This window comes from Escherichia sp. E14V7 (genome assembly GCF_004212225.1).
GTDB lineage: Bacteria > Pseudomonadota > Gammaproteobacteria > Enterobacterales > Enterobacteriaceae > Escherichia.
This window is the reverse complement of record NZ_RHJJ01000016.1, coordinates 111,772-129,286: the sequence shown is the minus strand read 5'-3', so window position 1 is coordinate 129,286 and position 17,515 is coordinate 111,772. Positions and strand designations below refer to the sequence as shown.

The following is a 17,515-nucleotide window of genomic DNA, read 5'->3' as shown; positions in this document are numbered from 1 at the left end:
AAAGCCTGTACAACGTTAGGGTAACTTCAGAGGTCGTCGGTAATTTATGATGAACAGCACCAATAAACTAAGTGTTATTATCCCGTTATATAATGCGGGAGATGATTTCAACGCTTGCATGGAATCTTTAATTGCGCAAACCTGGACTGCTCTGGAAATTATTATTATTAACGATGGATCAACGGATAATTCTGTTGAAATAGCAAAGCATTACGCAGAAAAACATCCACATGTTCGCTTGCTGCATCAGGCGAATGCTGGCGCATCGGTGGCGCGTAATCGCGGGATCGAGGCAGCGACGGGCAAATATGTTGCTTTTGTCGATGCTGATGATGAAGTCTATCCCACCATGTATGAAACGCTGATGACCATGGCGTTAGAGGACGATCTCGACGTGGCGCAGTGCAACGCTGACTGGTGTTTTCGTGAAACGGGGGAAACCTGGCAATCCATTCCCACCGATCGCATACGCTCAACCGGCGTATTAACCGGCCCGGACTGGCTGCGGATGGGACTTTCTTCTCGCCGCTGGACTCACGTTGTCTGGATGGGCGTTTATCGCCGCGATGTTATTGTAAAAAATAACATTAAATTTATTGCCGGATTACATCATCAGGATATTGTCTGGACAACAGAATTTATGTTTAACGCGCTGCGTGCGCGATATACCGAGCAATCGTTATATAAATATTATCTGCATAATACGTCAGTGAGTCGGTTGAATAGACAAGGGAATAAAAACCTTAATTATCAACGTCACTATATTAAAATTACCCGCCTGCTGGAGAAATTAAATCGAAATTATGCCGACAAAATTACAATTTATCCGGAATTTCATCAGCAAATAACTTACGAAGCATTGCGTGTTTGCCATGCGGTGCGCAAAGAGCCAGATATTATTATCCGCCAACGGATGATTGCTGAGATATTTACTTCCGGCATGTATAAGCGCCTGATTACTAATGTCCGCAGCGTAAAGGTGGGTTATCAGGCATTACTGTGGTCTTTCCGCTTATGGCAATGGCGCGACAAAACACGATCGCACCATCGCATTACGCGTAGCGCCTTTAATTTGCGCTAGCGTTAAACTTCGCCGCTTCGGGCTGTTTGCCCCAGCCTTGCCACTGATGTTGAAAGTAAACGATCAGCGTGCTCTGGCTGATGCTTTCGCTTAATACTTCAAAGAAGCGATTCGCATAAACTGGCTCCAGCGGTTTTTTCGGTTTACACAGCTTCACGCCACGGAACGGATTACGCGGTGCGTCGGGCACAGTATTTTTCGGCGGTGTAGATGTATCGACCTGTGGTTCATTCAGCAAGCTGCTGGCTTTCACCAGCGTAATGTCTGGCGGCAGGTTATAAACCATTTGTTGCAATACGCGTACCGTTGAGGGATGTGGATGACCAATGGCGATGGTCGAACCGTTGCGACGCGCCAGGTCAATTGCACGATTAAACTGTACACGAATATCCGCTTCATTTTGCGAATCGTCGAGGAACACCTTCCGTTTAATAACCTTCACGCCAGTGCCTTGTGCGGCGCGCATCGCCTGGGTATTACCGATGGTTACGCTGTCGAGGAAGTAAAGATTGTAACGCGCCAGCGCCTGCATCACTTTCTGCATACCAAACAGGTTAGAGGTCATTTTGCTGCCCATGTGGTTGTTGATTCCCACGGCATAGGGCACGTTATTGACCGCACTACGAATAATGCGCTCAATTTCGTCGCTGCTCATCTCCGGGCGCAGCGTGTTTTTCTCCAGCGGCTGTTTACTCAACGGTGCCATTGGCAGATGGATCAACACTTCGTGACCGCTGTTATGCGCTTTGGTCGCCATCTCTCTGGCGTGCGGTGAATCGGGTAACACGGCGACGGAGATCGCGGAGGGCATTGCCAGCACCTGGTTTTCGTTGTGCGGGCGATAACCAAAATCATCAATGACGATGGCTAGTTTGCCAGCAATTACGGGGGAGGAGAGCGCCAACAGCGCGGCAAATGCAAGAACGTTACGACGAAATGGAAACAAAACTTATCTTCCCAACCACGGTTGTGGATTGACCGCCTGACCCTGGCGGCGAATTTCGAAATAGAGTGAAGGCCGACCCTGACCACCACTGCTGCCCACCAGTGCAATTGGCTGGCCCGCGCGAACCTGCGAACCAACGCTCACCAGTGCGCTCTGATTATAGCCGTAAAGACTCATGTCGCCTTTACCGTGCTCAACCACCACCACCAGACCGTAGCCTTGCAGCCAGTCAGCCAGAATCACCCGACCGTCGGCAATCGCTTTAACTTCAGTACCTTCAGAAGCACCGATAACCATCCCTTTCCAACGCAGTTCGCCTTGTAGCTGTTCGCCATAGCGATGCAGCGTTGGCCCGCGAACCGGCCAGAATGCCTGACCGCGCGGCGCGCCCAGACCACCGGTACGGGACATCAGCGATTTTTCGCTTTCAGTCGGTTTGTAGGTGGTGCCTTTACGCGTCGCTTCTTTCTGACGGTCGCGAACCGCCTGGGCTTCGCGCGCTTCACGTTCAGCACGCGCTTTCGCTGCCGCTTCTGCACGGGCAATGCTGTTACGCAGACGGGATTCGTTGGCACGCAGTTCACTTAGCTGCTGCTGACCTTGCTGGATGGAAGATTCCAGCCCCGCCAGCGTCTTTTTACGCTCGTTCAGCGCCTGAGTCAGTTTCGCCTGTTGGGCGCGCTGCTCATATAACAGCGTTTGTTGCTCGCTTTGTTTCTCTTCCAGTTCGGCACGCTGCATGGCGACTTCTTCACGCGTTTGCTTCAACTGGGCGATGGTTTCTTGTCGCGCCTGGTTGAGATAGCCGAAGTAAGCCTGCAATCGTTGACCGCGCTGGCTTTCTTCACCGCTGAGAATCAGCTGAATACCGGTATGTTCACCCTGACGAAACGCGGCATCCAGTTGTGCGGCGAGGCTGCGTTCCTGGGCGGCTTTTTGCTGCTCCAGTTTGGCAATCGACGCGTTCATCTCATCAATCTGTTTATTCAGTTGATTGAGCGTGTTTTGCGTTTCGCGCAGCTTGCGAGTGGCTTCGGAGATCGCCTCTTCCTGCTTTTTCAGCTGAGCAAGCAGGCTTGAGCGTTGTTGTTGCTGTTGGCGTACCGCGCGCTCTTTCGCGGCGATATCGGCCTGAATAGACTTGAGTTGGTCGCGGTCATCCGCGTGGGCGGAAAACGTGCACAACAATACGCCAGCGCTAAGAACGCTGGCGTAAATGATGGGCCTGACTGCAAACCTGCGCGGTTTCGTGGCCCGTGTCATGGTATTAATCGCCTTTCCCCTCATGGGGAGGGATTATTCCACGATGAACAGCGGCTTACCAGTCATCTCTTGTGGAATTTCCATCCCCATCAGCGACAACATGGTCGGTGCGATGTCAGAAAGCTTACCGCCTTCAACCGCTTTCACGTTCTTATCACCAACGTAAATCAGCGGAACTGGCAGGTTGGTGTGTGCTGTGTGTGCCTGACCCGTTGCCGGATCGCGCATCTGTTCAGCGTTACCGTGGTCAGCGGTGATCAGCAGTTGTCCACCCACGGACTCAACGGCTTTTGTCACTTCTGCAACACAGTGATCCAGCGCTTCTACCGCTTTAACCGCCGCTTCCATCACCCCGGTGTGACCTACCATGTCGCCGTTCGGATAGTTACAGATAATGGTGTCGTATTTGCCGCTCTTGATTGCCGCAACCAGTTTTTCGGTCAGCTCTGCGGAGCTCATTTCCGGTTGCAGATCGTAGGTAGCCACTTTCGGTGAGTTGATCAGAATGCGATCTTCGCCTTTGAACGACTCTTCTACGCCACCGTTGAAGAAGAAAGTAACGTGGGCATATTTTTCGGTTTCGGAAATACGCAGCTGAGTTTTGTCGTTTTTCGCCATCCACTCGCCGAAGGTGTTAACCAGAGACGCCGGTGGGTAAGCCACTGCGGTTTTGATGTCAGCGGCGTATTCGGTCAGCATCACGAAATCGACGTTAACCACTTTCTTACGCGCGAAGCCGTCAAAATCAGCGTTCACGAATGCACGAGTGATTTCACGCGCACGGTCAGCACGGAAGTTCATGAAAATCAGCGCGTCGCCGTCTTCCATTGCTGCATCTGGCTGGCCTTCCGCACGGATAACGGTCGCTTTCACGAATTCGTCGTTTTCGTCGCGAGCATAAGCAGCCTGCAAACCAGCAACGGCAGTATCGGCCTGGAATTCACCCTGCGCCAGAGTCAGCAGGTCATAGGCTTTTTCAACGCGATCCCAACGATTGTCGCGGTCCATGGCGTAGTAACGACCAATGATGGACGCTACGCGGCCTTTACCCAGCGCGGCAAATTTCTCTTCGAATTTTTTCAGCGAAGATTCAGCACTGCGCGGCGGAGTGTCGCGACCGTCAAGGAATGCGTGCAGATAGATTTTTTCTGCACCGCGTTCAGCTGCCAGTTCTACCATCGCCATGATGTGATCTTCGTGGCTGTGTACGCCGCCTGCGGAGAGCAGACCCATAATGTGTACTGCTTTGCCTGCGTTTTTCGCTTTATCTACCGCACCAGTCAGTACCGGGTTAGCGAAGAAAGCGCGATCTTTGATTTCAACGTCCAGACGAGTCAGGTCCTGATACACGATGCGGCCGGCACCCAGGTTAACGTGGCCTACTTCGGAGTTACCCATCTGACGGTCAGGCAGACCGACTTCCAGACCGGAAGCGTCGATCAGGGTATGCGGACGATTGGCCCACAGTGCATCCATTACCGGGGTTTTAGCACTAAAAATGGCGTTATCCTGCTGTTCTTCGCGATAGCCATAGCCATCCAGAATCACCAGTACCATAGGTTTTTTAGAAACCGACATTGCGACAACCTCATACTCAAGAGTCAAAATTTGCGTAATTTTACTACAGCTGAATCGATAAAATAGCCTCTGAAGATCAAAATATACGACCGCTCGCGGCAAGCCGATGCCAGATTTGCGATTTTTTTTCGTAGTGCCCCGCAAAATTGCATTCCAGTTAACGCGCTGGCTGTATTTGCCGCACTGCGCAGGTATACTCCTTTCCTGGTTTTTTTAATCACTACGTCGGGAGTTGTTACCCCCCATGCAAGAAATTATGCAATTTGTTGGCCGTCATCCCATACTGAGTATCGCCTGGATCGCGTTACTGGTGGCGGTTCTTGTCACTACGTTTAAGAGCCTGACCTCGAAAGTGAAGGTGATTACTCGTGGTGAAGCTACGCGTCTGATCAACAAAGAAGACGCTGTGGTTGTGGATTTACGTCAGCGTGATGACTTCCGTAAAGGCCATATCGCAGGTTCTATCAATCTGTTGCCGAGCGAAATCAAAGCCAACAATGTTGGTGAGCTTGAGAAGCACAAAGACAAACCGGTTATCGTGGTAGACGGTTCTGGCATGCAGTGCCAGGAGCCTGCAAACGCGCTGACGAAAGCTGGTTTTGCGCAAGTATTCGTGCTGAAAGACGGCGTCGCTGGCTGGGCTGGCGAAAACTTGCCTCTGGTGCGCGGCAAATAATTTACCTGTCGTCTTTCATGATGCAGGCCGTTAGCTGCAATTATGCCCCCAGCGACTTATTGTTATAAGCTTCTGGGGACACTCCATTTTGCTGCCGCCCTGCAACATGAAATTTCAGGGTAAAAAACAGGAGCTAAGTTATGGCCAATGTTGAAATCTATACCAAAGAAACCTGCCCGTATTGCCATCGTGCAAAAGCACTGCTGAGCAGCAAGGGCGTGAGTTTTCAGGAGCTGCCGATCGATGGCAACGCCGCTAAGCGTGAAGAGATGATCAAACGCAGCGGTCGCACCACGGTTCCCCAGATTTTTATTGACGCACAGCACATTGGCGGCTGTGATGACTTGTATGCATTGGATGCACGTGGTGGACTGGATCCCCTGCTGAAATAACGTGTGAACGTTGGCATTACATTGCGCAGTATTTAAGGACAACACTTAAGGGTTTTCTACACATGTCAGAACAAAACAACACCGAAATGACTTTCCAGATCCAACGTATTTATACCAAGGATATTTCTTTCGAAGCGCCGAACGCGCCGCACGTTTTCCAGAAAGATTGGCAGCCAGAAGTTAAACTTGATCTGGATACGGCATCTTCTCAACTGGCAGATGACGTTTACGAAGTGGTACTGCGTGTTACCGTAACGGCATCCCTGGGCGAAGAAACTGCGTTCCTGTGTGAAGTTCAGCAGGGCGGTATTTTCTCCATCGCGGGTATCGAAGGCACCCAGCTGGCACATTGCCTGGGCGCATACTGCCCGAACATTCTGTTCCCGTATGCTCGTGAATGCATCACCAGCATGGTATCCCGCGGTACATTCCCGCAACTGAACCTTGCGCCGGTTAACTTCGATGCGCTGTTCATGAACTATTTGCAGCAGCAGGCTGGCGAAGGTACTGAAGAACATCAGGATGCCTGATGAATCAACGTAATGCTTCAATGACTGTGATCGGTGCCGGCTCGTACGGCACCGCTCTTGCCATCACCCTGGCAAGAAATGGCCACGAGGTTGTCCTCTGGGGCCATGACCCTGAACATATCGCAACGCTTGAACGCGACCGCTGTAACGCCGCGTTTCTCCCCGATGTGCCTTTTCCCGATACGCTCCATCTTGAAAGCGATCTCGCCACCGCGCTGGCAGCCAGCCGTAATATTCTCGTCGTCGTACCCAGCCATGTCTTTGGTGAAGTGCTGCGCCAGATTAAACCGCTGATGCGTTCTGATGCGCGTCTGGTGTGGGCGACTAAAGGTCTGGAAGCGGAAACCGGGCGTCTGTTACAGGACGTGGCGCGTGAGGCGTTAGGCGATCAAATTCCGCTAGCGGTTATCTCTGGCCCAACATTTGCGAAAGAACTGGCAGCAGGTTTACCGACGGCTATTTCGCTGGCCTCTACCGACCAGACCTTCGCCGATGATCTCCAGCAGTTGCTGCACTGTGGCAAAAGTTTCCGCGTTTACAGCAACCCGGATTTCATTGGCGTGCAGCTTGGTGGCGCGGTGAAAAACGTCATTGCCATTGGCGCGGGGATGTCCGACGGTATCGGTTTTGGCGCGAATGCACGAACGGCGCTAATTACCCGTGGCCTGGCTGAGATGTCGCGTCTTGGCGCGGCGCTGGGTGCCGATCCTGCCACCTTTATGGGCATGGCGGGGCTGGGCGATCTGGTGCTTACCTGTACCGACAACCAGTCGCGTAACCGCCGTTTTGGCATGATGCTCGGTCAGGGCATGGATGTACAAAGCGCGCAGGAGAAGATTGGTCAGGTGGTGGAAGGCTATCGCAATACGAAAGAAGTCCGCGAGTTGGCGCATCGCTTCGGCGTTGAAATGCCAATAACCGAGGAAATTTATCAAGTATTATATTGCGGAAAAAACGCGCGCGAGGCAGCATTGACTTTACTAGGTCGCGCACGCAAGGACGAGCGCAGCAGCCACTAAACCCAGGGAACCTTTGTTACCGCTATGACCCGGCCCGCGCAGAACGGGCCGGTCATTATCTCATCGTGTGGAGTAAGCAATGTCGTGTGAAGAACTGGAAATTGTCTGGAACAATATTAAAGCTGAAGCCAGAACGCTGGCGGACTGTGAGCCAATGCTGGCCAGTTTTTACCACGCGACGCTACTCAAGCACGAAAACCTTGGCAGTGCGCTGAGCTACATGCTGGCGAACAAGCTGTCATCGCCAATCATGCCTGCCATTGCTATCCGCGAAGTGGTTGAAGAAGCCTACGCCGCTGACCCGGAAATGATCGCTTCTGCGGCCTGTGATATTCAGGCGGTGCGTACCCGCGACCCGGCAGTCGATAAATACTCAACGCCGTTGTTATACCTGAAAGGTTTTCATGCCTTGCAGGCGTATCGCATCGGTCACTGGCTGTGGAATCAGGGCCGTCGCGCACTGGCTATTTTTCTGCAAAACCAGGTTTCTGTGACGTTCCAGGTCGATATTCACCCGGCAGCAAAAATTGGCCGTGGCATTATGCTCGACCACGCGACGGGCATTGTCGTTGGTGAAACGGCGGTGATTGAAAACGACGTGTCGATTCTGCAATCCGTCACCCTTGGCGGTACTGGGAAAACCAGCGGTGACCGTCACCCGAAAATTCGTGAAGGCGTGATGATTGGCGCGGGCGCGAAAATTCTCGGCAATATTGAAGTTGGGCGCGGCGCGAAGATTGGCGCAGGTTCCGTGGTGTTGCAACCGGTGCCGCCGCATACTACCGCCGCTGGCGTTCCGGCACGCATTGTCGGTAAACCAGACAGCGATAAGCCATCAATGGATATGGACCAGCATTTCAACGGTATTAACCATACGTTTGAGTATGGTGATGGGATCTGACGTCCTGTGATTGTGCCGGATGCGATGTAATCATCTATCCGGCATACAGTAACTAATCTCTCAACACCGCTCCCGGATACCCCAGCTGCCGCCAGGCTTCATACACCACTACCGACACCGCATTGGACAGGTTCATGCTGCGGCTGTCTGGCACCATCGGAATACGAATTTTTTGTTCAGCGGGCAGGGCATCAAGAATGCTCGCTGGAAGGCCGCGTGTTTCCGGGCCGAACATCAGATAATCGCCATCCTGATAGCTTACGGCGCTATGTGCGGGCGTACCTTTTGTAGTGAGAGCAAACAGGCGCTGGGGATTTTCTGCTTCGAGGAACGCGCTGTAGTCATGATGACGCGTAACGGCGGTAAATTCGTGGTAGTCCAGCCCTGCGCGGCGCAGGCGCTTATCGTCCCAGGCAAATCCCATTGGTTCGATGATATGCAGACGAAAGCCGGTGTTAGCGCAAAGACGGATGATGTTGCCAGTATTTGGCGGAATTTCTGGTTCGTAAAGTACGATGTTTAGCATACTGCCCCCTTAGTGCGGGGGCAGGATAGCAGAAAATTGGTGAGCCGTGCGGCCTTTTCCCCTCACCCCGGCCCTCTCCCCAGAGGGGCAAGGGGGAAACGACTATGCCGCATTCCCTTTCGCCATCGGAGCCAGCGCCGCAGGCAACTCTTTACCCAGCCCCTGCACCAGCGAATCTTGCGTAATTTCACTGATCGATTTCGCGCCCGTCAGCGTCATCGCCACTTTCATCTCTTTTTCGATCAGATTCAGCAGGTTAGCCACGCCAGCCTGGCCCGCCGTTGCCAGCGCATACAGGAAAGCACGACCCAGCAGTACGGTGTCGGCACCGAGCGCAATCATACGCACGACATCAAGCCCGTTACGAATGCCGCTATCTGCCAGAATGGCGATATCCCCTTTTACCGCGTCCGCAATAGCAGGCAGTGCGCGGGCAGAAGAGAGCACACCATCTAACTGACGACCGCCGTGGTTAGAAACCACAATCCCGTCAGCGCCAAAACGTACCGCATCACGCGCATCTTCTGGGTCGAGGATCCCTTTGATCACCATCGGGCCATCCCAGAAATCGCGGATCCACTCAAGGTCTTTCCATGAGATGGACGGATCGAAGTTATTCCCCAGCCAGCCGATGTAATCTTCCAGCCCGGTCGGTTTGCCAAGGTAAGCCGAGATATTACCTAAATCATGCGGACGACCATTCAGGCCCACATCCCACGCCCATTGTGGGTGAGTCACCGCCTGCAGGTAGCGGCGCATTGCGGCGTTCGGGCCGCTCATACCCGAATGCGCATCACGGTAGCGTGCGCCCGGCGTTGGCATATCCACGGTGAAAACCAGCGTCGAACACCCCGCGGCTTTTGCTCGTTCCAGTGCGTTACGCATAAAACCGCGATCGCGCAGTACGTAAAGCTGGAACCACATTGGGCGCTTGATGGCTGGTGCGACTTCCTCAATCGGGCAAACGGAAACCGTCGAGAGGGTAAACGGAATGCCATGCGCATCCGCCGCTTTTGCGGCCTGAACTTCGCCGCGTCGCGCATACATGCCGCACAAGCCCACTGGAGCCAGCGCTACTGGCATCGACAATTTCTCATTAAACAGCGTCGTTTCCAGACTTAAGTCGGACATGTTTTTCAGAATACGCTGGCGCAGCGCCACTTCTGATAAATCTTCCATGTTACGACGCAGGGTATATTCAGAATATGCGCCGCCATCCATATAGTGGAACAGGAACGGCGGCAGAATGCGTTGTGCTGCGGCGCGATAATCGCTGGCTGCAGAAATAATCATGCGTTTTTCTCCCTCGAATGCTCATTATGCTCACCGGGCAGGCGGGTAATCCGTGCACGGCGCGCCTGATCTTCATCGAATCTTTTCATGGTGCTGTGGACAAAACTGAGGTGCGCCATCATCGCTTTACGCGCCCCGTCGGCATACCCGGCAAAAATGGCGTCAATGACTGCCTGATGCTGCTCGGTCAGTTGTGAAAAAACGGGCGGCACGAGATACATCCGTTGACGGCTTTGCATCACCGAGGATTGCAGAACATCAAAGAAACCACGCATGGTTTGTAGCAGCACGATGTTATGCGAGGCTTCGGCAATAGCCAGATGAAAACGAACGTCCGCTTGCGAAGCGAGGTCCGGGTCTTCGCTGAGCGTTGCCTCAAAGCAAAGCTGAATTTTCTCTTTGTCACCAGGCGTGGCGCGCATCGCTGCATGCCATGCGGTGCTGGCTTCAATGGCGTAGCGGGCTTCCAGAATATCGAAACTGTAATCCGGATCATCGGCCATCAGCGTTTTCAGCGGCTGGACGATGTTTTGCTCCGACCACGCGTCATGACGCCAGCGCACAAATGTGCCACCACCGCGACGACTAAGAAGTACGCCTTCGCTCACCAGTTTTGCCAGCGCTTCGCGCAGTGAATTACGCGACACGCCGAGTTGCATCGCCAGTTGGCGTTCAGCGGGCAACTTCATGCCCGCCTCCAGCTGTTTTTCATCAATCAGCGCCCGCACACGGGAGGCAACTTCGTCTGACAGGCGTCTGGGTGTAGCAATCATTAAGGAATCATCCACGTTAAGACGTAAGCCTGAAGCGTGGTGATCACGCCCACCATACAGGTGAATATCAGGCTGTGTTTGACGGTAAAGCGGAACAGGTCTGACTCTTTGCCAACCAGGCCTACCGCCGCACAGGCGATAGCGATGGATTGCGGGGAGATCATCTTCCCGGTAACACCGCCGGTGGTATTGGCGGCAACCAGCAACAGGTCAGAGACGCCAATTTGTTGTGCGGCCGTGGCTTGCAGAGCGGCAAACAGAGCGTTAGATGACGTATCCGACCCGGTCAGGAATACCCCCAGCCAGCCGAGGAACGGCGAGAAGAAGGTGAATGCATGACCGGTGTGCGCCAGTGCCAGCGCCAGTGTTGACGACAGCCCGGAATAGTTCGAGATAAAGGCGAACGCCAGCACCATACCGATGGAGTAGATGGGCAGCGCCAGTTCTTTCAGCGTGCTGCCGAAGGTGCTGAGAGCGTCAGACGGTTTCATCTTCAGCCAGACAACCGAGAGCAGCGCAGCAAACAGAATGGCGGTGCCGGTGGCAGAGAACCAGTCAAACTTAAACACGGCGGCATAGGCTGTAGCCTCGCTGACCACTGGCGGCATACGGGCAACCAGTTTGTCGAGATACGGCACCGGAATGTTGATCACCCATTCATAAAGTGCGCCGCCCGAAGCGAAAAGTGCTTTAAACGGCGGGATACTCCAAAGTGTTACGGTGGCGGTCAGGAACAGGAACGGTGTCCAGGCTCGCAGCACCTGACCCGCCGTGTAACCTGTGTGAGCCAGCGTCATATCAACCTGCGATGCACCCAGATCGCCGAAGCGGAAAACGCGTACTGGCTGCCAGCGCTTGAGGAACAGTGTCAGGCAGAGCAGCGATACCAGCGAAGAGATAATGTCCGGCAGTTCCGGCCCAATGAAGTTGGAGCTGAGATACTGTGCGATGGCAAACGAACCACCTGCAACCACGACCGCAGGCCACGTCTCTTTAATACCGCGCCAGCCGTCCATAATCGCCATGATCCAGAACAGGACGATAATGGTCATAAACGGTAGCTGACGACCCACCATCTGGCCGATCTCAAAGCTGTCGATGCCCGTTACCTGTCCGGCAACCAGAATTGGAATACCCATCGCACCAAATGCCACTGGCGCGGTGTTAACAATCAGGCACAGTCCGGCGGCGTACAGCGGTTTAAAGCCCAGGCCGACCAGCAATGCGGCGGTAATTGCCACCGGTGCGCCGAAGCCCGCAGCCCCTTCGAGAAATGCGCCGAAACAGAAACCGACGATCAGCATTTGCAGACGCTGGTCTGGGGTTATCGAAAGAATCGACGAGCGGATAATGTCAAACTGTCCGGTTTTCACCGAGATCTTATAGACGAACACCGCCGCAATAATGATCCACGCGATTGGCCACAAACCGTAGAAGAAGCCATAAACCACCGAGGCCAGCGCGTTGGCGACCGGCATTTTATAGAACAGCAAAGCCACGGCCAGGGCGATGGCAACCGTCCAGGTGGCGGCGACGTATCCTTTCAGTTTGAGCTTAATCAGCGCAAAGAAGAAAAACAGGATGGGAAGCGATGCTATCAGGCTGGAAAGCCAGATATTCCCGGCGGGATCATAGTTTTGTTGCCAGAGATTCATTGCAGGTCTCCTGGAGTCCACGCACATCGTGTAATGAGTCTGTTGCTCATCTCCTTGTCACACGTTGTGTAAAAGTGGCACTGCCAATTTTGTAGTGTAGGGATAATGACAATGAATGGTTAACCAAATGTTATTAATTGGCAACGGTTATGTGAGTTTTAATTGGGGAACTGTGAACCAGAGGTCAGATAAGCGAAGAATTGGTAGGGCCAATTTTTGTAGGAGGAGATGTCTGGTAAAGAAAAGGGCAATCCTCATCAGAGAATTGCCCTTAGATTGTTGACCCGGTGCGCTTATCCGGCCTACGGATGGCGCGAGAATTTGTAGGCCTGATAAGACGCGCAAGCGTCGCATCAGGCATTTGTCACCATTGCCGGATGCGGCGTGAACGCCTTATCCGGCCTACAGGAATGTGCAGCATCCTCCTGTAGGCCTGATGCGCGTAACGCATCAGGCAATTTGGCGTTTACCCATTCGTTAATGGATGATTACCACTGAATACCGGCACCGAGTGCGGCGGAGTATTCACCCTGGCTATTGGTACTACCTTGTAATTTGTAGACCCAACGACCATTGGCGCTAACCATCGACACACCTAAAGCAACAGCTGATTCACCGTTGTAAGTACCGCCACCAATAGAGGCCATGCTGGCACCCGGCGTGTAAGCCTGCGGCAGACCGGTCATCGCCATTGCGGAAGCGATACCACCGCTCAACTTGCTTTCGGTTTTGGACAGTTTGTTATCCATCTCAACCATGCGCTGATCGGTGTATTGCTTCGTTTCCTGCACGCTTTGTTTCAACTGCGCGTAGTTCACCGCGTCGTTGTTGTTCACGCCAGCGGAAACGTTGCTGATACGAGTCGTACCGCCACTGCCACCACCGAGGGTAATGCTGCTGTAGTCAACAGAACCGTCAGATTTGGTGTCGTAGCGCACGCCACCCGCTTCAGAAGATTTCAACTGCGCAACGTTAACGGCGTCGGTAGCATTTTTACCGGCGGCTACGTTGGTGATACGACGCTGATTGGTAGAAGAACCGACAGAGATCGTATTTTCTTCATCTGCCACGGAACCCGTACCCAGTGCGACGCTGTTATCAGCGGCAGCAATGGAACCGGAACCAATCGCGACACTATCTTGACCCTGCGCGTTGGCATCAACACCTGTCGTGTTGGTCTTGAAGTATTTGGTGCTACCGGTAGTCACGATATCGCCAATACCGTTTTCGATATTGGTGACGCGTGTATCCAGATTCGTGACCTGGGTATTCAGGTTAGTAATGCTCTGGGTGTTTTGCGCCACACGCTCGTCGGTGACTTTCAGCTGCCCAACGTTAACCGCATCGGTATCCGCTGAACCTGCTGCGACGTTGGTAATCTGACGTTGACCGTCTTCGCTGCCCACAGAGAATTCGCCCACAGAGTTCTGCGGTGCATCCATGTTGTAACCGGTGTAGCCAGTCTGCGCGCCACGGGTAGTCTGAGAACCATTACCCATTGCAATACTGTTTGCATGGTTTGCGCGTGCGTTACTGCCGATAGCAATACCGTTGATCGCATCTGCCAGAACCAGAGTGTTCAAGCCGATACCAATACCGGCGTTACCATTAACGATGGTTTTCGCACCCATTGCCAGCGAGTCTTCACCGACTGCCAGTGAATCTTCAGCCGTTGAGTTAGCGTGGAAGTATTTGGTCGGCGTGGTAGCGACTGCACCAATGGCATTCTGCAACTGGCGAACCGTAACGGCGTCATGGGCTTCGGAACCATCGGCTACGTTGATGATTTGACGGTACTTGCCATCATCACCAATCGACAATGCGCCGAGTAATTCACCGTCAGTGGTGTCGTAGCCAATCTCTACGCCATTTTCCGTTACGCTGGTGTTACGAGAACCTTTAACAATTACACGGTCGGAAACAGAGCTGCTACCCAGGGCGATACCCGTGTCAACTTCGCTGATGCTGTCCTGACCAATAGCTACACTGCTGGCACCAGAGGCAACAGCGTTATAGCCTACTGCGGTAGCACCAATACCAGAGGCGCTGGCGTCGTTGAACGCTAAGCCGTCGTCGTTGGTACGCACATAGTTAATACCTGCACCATTCTCTGCGATGTACGTCGTGTCGGTGTTTCCGGCAAGCTGATTGATGATTTGGCTATTCTGCTCGATCAGCAGGTTAGCGGCATTCAGTTGGGAACCGTTGACGGCGTCGGTGCTACCCGCTTCAATCAGACCATCAGCCACATTGGTGATTTTGCTGGCGTTGCCTTTATGGTTGGCGCTGTAGGCACCCGCAGCGTCATCCCACAGCAGGGCATTATCATCGAGCGCATCCAGAGCTTCACCGACGTTGTTGTAACTTCCACCCGCGATTGTATAAGTTGGCGCAGCGATAGAACCGTCAGCGTTAACTTTTGCGTTACCCCCCAGGGCATCAGCAATGTACTTATTGGTGTCGTAGAGTTGCGAACCGTTAATGGCATCGCTGCTGTTATTAGAAACTACACCATCTGCGACGTCAGTAATGACGCTGGCGGTGCCACCGTGTTTGGCGCTGAATTTATTGGCGGTAGTATCCCAGAGCAGAGCATCACCGAGCGAAGCGCTAAATGACGTGTTAATGGCTTCCAGTGCAGCACCGACGTTAGTGTAGGGCTTACCACCAATAGTGTAGGTTGGTCCGGTTAATTCGCCCGTATCGCTGATATCGGCACCACCGCCAAGATAGGTCGTAAAGGAATCAGCTAAACTATAAAGTTGTGAGCCATTAATGGCATCGGTGCTGGTGGAAGATACGGTACCTGCCAATAAGTTGGTGATTTTGCTGTCAGTACCGTTAGGGCCGTGTTTGGCGCTGAAGGAAGAACTATCCCACTGCAGCGCGTCGTCTTCAAGTGCATCAATGCTCAGGGTGTGGCTATCCACTGTGCCGTCGATACCTTCGACAGTGGTGGTCAGGGCGCTGACGTTGTTATTGGTGGTATTCAGTTGTGAACCGTTAACCGCGTCAGTGCTGGTTGATGATACTGCTCCATTAGCGACGTTGGTAATAATGCTCGGAGAGTTGTCTTTTCCATGTCCTGCACTGAATGCGCCAGCATTGGATTTAGCGGTTGCATCCCAGAACAGGGCATCGTCCTCAAGCGCCTCCAGAGCGCCGCCAACGTTGTGGTATTCCTGACCACCAATGTTATAGGTTGGTGCAGCAAATACACCCGTATCACTCATTGTTGCGCCGCCGCCCAAATAGGACGTAATGGTTTTCGCAGTGCTTTGGAGTTGTGTACCATTAATGGCGTCGGTGCTGGTTGAGGATATCGTTCCAGCATCGAGGTTGGTAATTTTGCTGACCGTACTTGGATCACCATGAGCCGCACTGAATGCGCCAGCATTGGAATCCCAGAGCAGAGAGTCTTGCTTCAGGTCATACAACTGCGAGCCGTTCACGGCCTCAAAGCTGTCTTCACTAATCAGACCATCAGCGACGTCAGTAATGACGCTTTGTGCCAGGGAGTTTTTCTTTGAGCCATCGGTATTAAAGGTGGTATGGCTGGCGCTGTATTTCTTGTTTTTTTCGTCCCAGTGTAACGTGTTATTATCGATGCCCTGGAGAGCCTCTCCCACGTTATTGTACTGGCCGCTTTGTAGATAATATGTGGGGGCTTTAAGCGTCCCGTCAGAGTTTATAACATTATTAGGATCAGCATGAAATCCTCCGAGTCTGTCAGAAACAGACTTACTGATGGCATAAAGTTGTGATCCGTTAATGGCATCGGTGCTGTCTTTATTGATGTCACCTTTACCCATATTGACTATTTTGCGCTCTGAACCGAGGCTACCTACAGATACAGTATTGTCTGCATCAGCTATGGAATTTGCACCAATGGCGACTGCGTTATCACCATTTGCGCTGGCGCCAACACCGAAAGCAAGGCTGCTTTTGCCCCCCGCGTTACTGTCGTTGCCCAGTGCAATGGCGTTCTCACCCGCTGAAGTGCTGCCACTGCCCAGTGCAATTGAACCAACTTTGGTTGCTCTGCTGTTTTGACCTATAGCGATGGAGTTGGTTTCTCCAGCACTGGCATTGTCTCCCAGCGCCAGGCTGGATTTCCCTGTCGCATCCGCGTTAAAGCCAACCGCCGTCGCATTTTCACCAGCTTCGCTGTCTGCACCAATTGCAATAGCGTTCGCTGCGCTGGCGAGGGAGTTTCTGCCTAATGCCAGGCTGTCTGTGCCTTTAGCTTCACTCTCACGACCTGCGGCAATCGCATCAACGCCTTCTGCACTGGCGTCTGCACCTATGGCGACACTATATTGTGCAGAACTGGAACTTTTGTAACCTAATGCAAGGCTTTTTTCGCCTATCGCGTCGTTGTCAAAGCCGAATGCTGAGGCATAATCACCTTTCGCCAGTGACAATACACCCATCGCCATAGAGTACTGGCCCTCAGCTTTGGCCGACGCCCCTATAGCTGTACCTCTATTGCCAGTAGCTTTAGCGTTAACCCCCAACGCTGTTGACGCATCGCCGTCAGCAGAACTTCTGGCACCTATTGACGTACTATATTTACCCAAAGCGCTGGCAAGATTCCCTATAGCAGTCGATGCACCGTCGAGACCTGTGTGCTGGCTTGCTGTTGAGCCTTCCCCGATAGCCACCCATCCATTACCACTATTATGACCTGTTGGTACAACAGGAGTACCAGTTGCATTATCTGCATATGCAAATGGCGACAACAACCCACCCGCAACCACAGCAGAAATTAACAGCTTACTGCGCCCGGATTTCTTGCCACGGCTTTTTGCCGTTTCGCTGGCAACGCTGTAACTGCCCGTTGCCGGATTCCAGATAACTTTAAATATTTTGTTCATTATTG

The 17,515-nt window shown here is 52.9% G+C and carries 14 protein-coding genes and 1 pseudogene; 7 read left to right on the top strand and 8 right to left on the bottom strand.

Going from position 1 to position 17,515, the window contains the following annotated elements:
• The first annotated feature begins 46 nt into the window (after nucleotides 1-46).
• Nucleotides 47-1,081: a UDP-glucuronate:LPS(HepIII) glycosyltransferase gene (gene waaH, locus D9741_RS18605; protein ID WP_130215188.1), complete on the top strand. Its 1,035-nt coding sequence runs from the start codon at nucleotides 47-49 to the stop codon at nucleotides 1,079-1,081.
• Here the strand turns inward: waaH and D9741_RS18600 are convergent.
• The 3 genes from D9741_RS18600 to gpmM are packed head-to-tail and all read right to left on the bottom strand — an operon-like array spanning nucleotide 1,068 to nucleotide 4,868.
• The gene (locus D9741_RS18600; RefSeq protein ID WP_130215190.1) at nucleotides 1,068-2,027 is read right to left on the bottom strand and encodes a divergent polysaccharide deacetylase family protein; all 960 of its coding nucleotides are present in this window, start codon (nucleotides 2,025-2,027) and stop codon (nucleotides 1,068-1,070) included. The genes waaH and D9741_RS18600 overlap by 14 nt on opposite strands.
• A 3-nt stretch (nucleotides 2,028-2,030) precedes the next feature.
• On the bottom strand, nucleotides 2,031-3,290 hold the full coding sequence (envC, locus tag D9741_RS18595) for a murein hydrolase activator EnvC (protein WP_001626259.1): 1,260 nt from the start codon (nucleotides 3,288-3,290) through the stop codon (nucleotides 2,031-2,033).
• 33 nt (nucleotides 3,291-3,323) lie between these two features.
• Nucleotides 3,324-4,868 (bottom strand): 2,3-bisphosphoglycerate-independent phosphoglycerate mutase, encoded by a 1,545-nt coding sequence (gpmM, locus tag D9741_RS18590; protein WP_130215192.1) that lies wholly within the window; start codon nucleotides 4,866-4,868, stop codon nucleotides 3,324-3,326.
• Nucleotides 4,869-5,112: 244 nt separating this feature from the next.
• Here gpmM and D9741_RS18580 point away from each other — a divergent pair, with 244 nt between their 5' ends.
• From D9741_RS18580 to cysE, 5 genes are all read left to right on the top strand, one after another.
• Nucleotides 5,113-5,544 (top strand): rhodanese-like domain-containing protein, encoded by a 432-nt coding sequence (locus D9741_RS18580; RefSeq protein WP_130215194.1) that lies wholly within the window; start codon nucleotides 5,113-5,115, stop codon nucleotides 5,542-5,544.
• Between the two features lie 140 nt (nucleotides 5,545-5,684).
• Nucleotides 5,685-5,936, top strand: coding sequence for a glutaredoxin 3 (gene grxC / locus D9741_RS18575; protein ID WP_000024392.1), 252 nt, complete (start codon nucleotides 5,685-5,687; stop codon nucleotides 5,934-5,936).
• A 62-nt stretch (nucleotides 5,937-5,998) separates the two neighbouring features.
• On the top strand, nucleotides 5,999-6,466 hold the full coding sequence (gene secB / locus D9741_RS18570) for a protein-export chaperone SecB (protein ID WP_130206686.1): 468 nt from the start codon (nucleotides 5,999-6,001) through the stop codon (nucleotides 6,464-6,466).
• A complete protein-coding gene (gpsA, locus tag D9741_RS18565) occupies nucleotides 6,466-7,485 on the top strand; it encodes an NAD(P)H-dependent glycerol-3-phosphate dehydrogenase (protein WP_112914747.1) in 1,020 nt (339 codons plus the stop codon). The genes secB and gpsA overlap by 1 nt, the downstream gene beginning before the upstream one ends.
• 79 nt (nucleotides 7,486-7,564) lie before the next feature.
• Nucleotides 7,565-8,386 carry a serine O-acetyltransferase gene (cysE, locus tag D9741_RS18560; protein ID WP_001277565.1) on the top strand — a complete coding sequence of 274 codons (822 nt, stop codon included), beginning with the start codon at nucleotides 7,565-7,567 and terminating at the stop codon, nucleotides 8,384-8,386.
• Between the two features lie 52 nt (nucleotides 8,387-8,438).
• On the opposite strand, the gene trmL is transcribed toward cysE, so the two are convergent.
• The 4 genes from trmL to lldP form a co-directional block, all read right to left on the bottom strand.
• Nucleotides 8,439-8,912, bottom strand: coding sequence for a tRNA (uridine(34)/cytosine(34)/5-carboxymethylaminomethyluridine(34)-2'-O)-methyltransferase TrmL (trmL, locus tag D9741_RS18555; protein WP_000932351.1), 474 nt, complete (start codon nucleotides 8,910-8,912; stop codon nucleotides 8,439-8,441).
• 102 nt (nucleotides 8,913-9,014) lie between these two features.
• Complete coding sequence (gene lldD / locus D9741_RS18550; protein ID WP_130206682.1) at nucleotides 9,015-10,205, bottom strand: quinone-dependent L-lactate dehydrogenase; 1,191 nt, start codon at nucleotides 10,203-10,205, stop codon at nucleotides 9,015-9,017.
• Nucleotides 10,202-10,978 carry a transcriptional regulator LldR gene (gene lldR / locus D9741_RS18545; protein ID WP_130215196.1) on the bottom strand — a complete coding sequence of 259 codons (777 nt, stop codon included), beginning with the start codon at nucleotides 10,976-10,978 and terminating at the stop codon, nucleotides 10,202-10,204. Before lldR ends, lldD begins: the two co-directional genes overlap by 4 nt.
• On the bottom strand, nucleotides 10,978-12,633 hold the full coding sequence (lldP, locus tag D9741_RS18540; RefSeq protein ID WP_130215198.1) for an L-lactate permease: 1,656 nt from the start codon (nucleotides 12,631-12,633) through the stop codon (nucleotides 10,978-10,980). The genes lldR and lldP overlap by 1 nt, the downstream gene beginning before the upstream one ends.
• A 293-nt stretch (nucleotides 12,634-12,926) precedes the next feature.
• Between lldP and D9741_RS23810 the strand changes: the two are divergent.
• Nucleotides 12,927-13,041 (top strand): annotated as a pseudogene (locus D9741_RS23810) (hypothetical protein); the annotation flags it as partial.
• Nucleotides 13,042-13,121: 80 nt separating this feature from the next.
• On the opposite strand, the gene D9741_RS18535 reads toward D9741_RS23810, so the two are convergent.
• Nucleotides 13,122-17,510, bottom strand: coding sequence for a YadA-like family protein (locus D9741_RS18535; protein ID WP_130215200.1), 4,389 nt, complete (start codon nucleotides 17,508-17,510; stop codon nucleotides 13,122-13,124).
• Between the last annotated feature and the right edge of the window lie 5 nt (nucleotides 17,511-17,515).

Bases quoted from the DNA above. Each gene is read 5' to 3' on its own strand.
- lldP (WP_130215198.1), bottom strand. From the start codon at position 12,633: ATGAATCTCTGGCAACAAAACTATGATCCCGCCGGGAATATCTGGCTT.
- trmL (WP_000932351.1), bottom strand. From the start codon at position 8,912: ATGCTAAACATCGTACTTTACGAACCAGAAATTCCGCCAAATACTGGC.
- cysE (WP_001277565.1), top strand. From the start codon at position 7,565: ATGTCGTGTGAAGAACTGGAAATTGTCTGGAACAATATTAAAGCTGAA.
- waaH (WP_130215188.1), top strand. From the start codon at position 47: ATGATGAACAGCACCAATAAACTAAGTGTTATTATCCCGTTATATAAT.
- lldR (WP_130215196.1), bottom strand. From the start codon at position 10,978: ATGATTGCTACACCCAGACGCCTGTCAGACGAAGTTGCCTCCCGTGTG.
- D9741_RS18535 (WP_130215200.1), bottom strand. From the start codon at position 17,510: ATGAACAAAATATTTAAAGTTATCTGGAATCCGGCAACGGGCAGTTAC.
- D9741_RS18580 (WP_130215194.1), top strand. From the start codon at position 5,113: ATGCAAGAAATTATGCAATTTGTTGGCCGTCATCCCATACTGAGTATC.
- grxC (WP_000024392.1), top strand. From the start codon at position 5,685: ATGGCCAATGTTGAAATCTATACCAAAGAAACCTGCCCGTATTGCCAT.
- secB (WP_130206686.1), top strand. From the start codon at position 5,999: ATGTCAGAACAAAACAACACCGAAATGACTTTCCAGATCCAACGTATT.
- envC (WP_001626259.1), bottom strand. From the start codon at position 3,290: ATGACACGGGCCACGAAACCGCGCAGGTTTGCAGTCAGGCCCATCATT.
- gpmM (WP_130215192.1), bottom strand. From the start codon at position 4,868: ATGTCGGTTTCTAAAAAACCTATGGTACTGGTGATTCTGGATGGCTAT.
- gpsA (WP_112914747.1), top strand. From the start codon at position 6,466: ATGAATCAACGTAATGCTTCAATGACTGTGATCGGTGCCGGCTCGTAC.
- lldD (WP_130206682.1), bottom strand. From the start codon at position 10,205: ATGATTATTTCTGCAGCCAGCGATTATCGCGCCGCAGCACAACGCATT.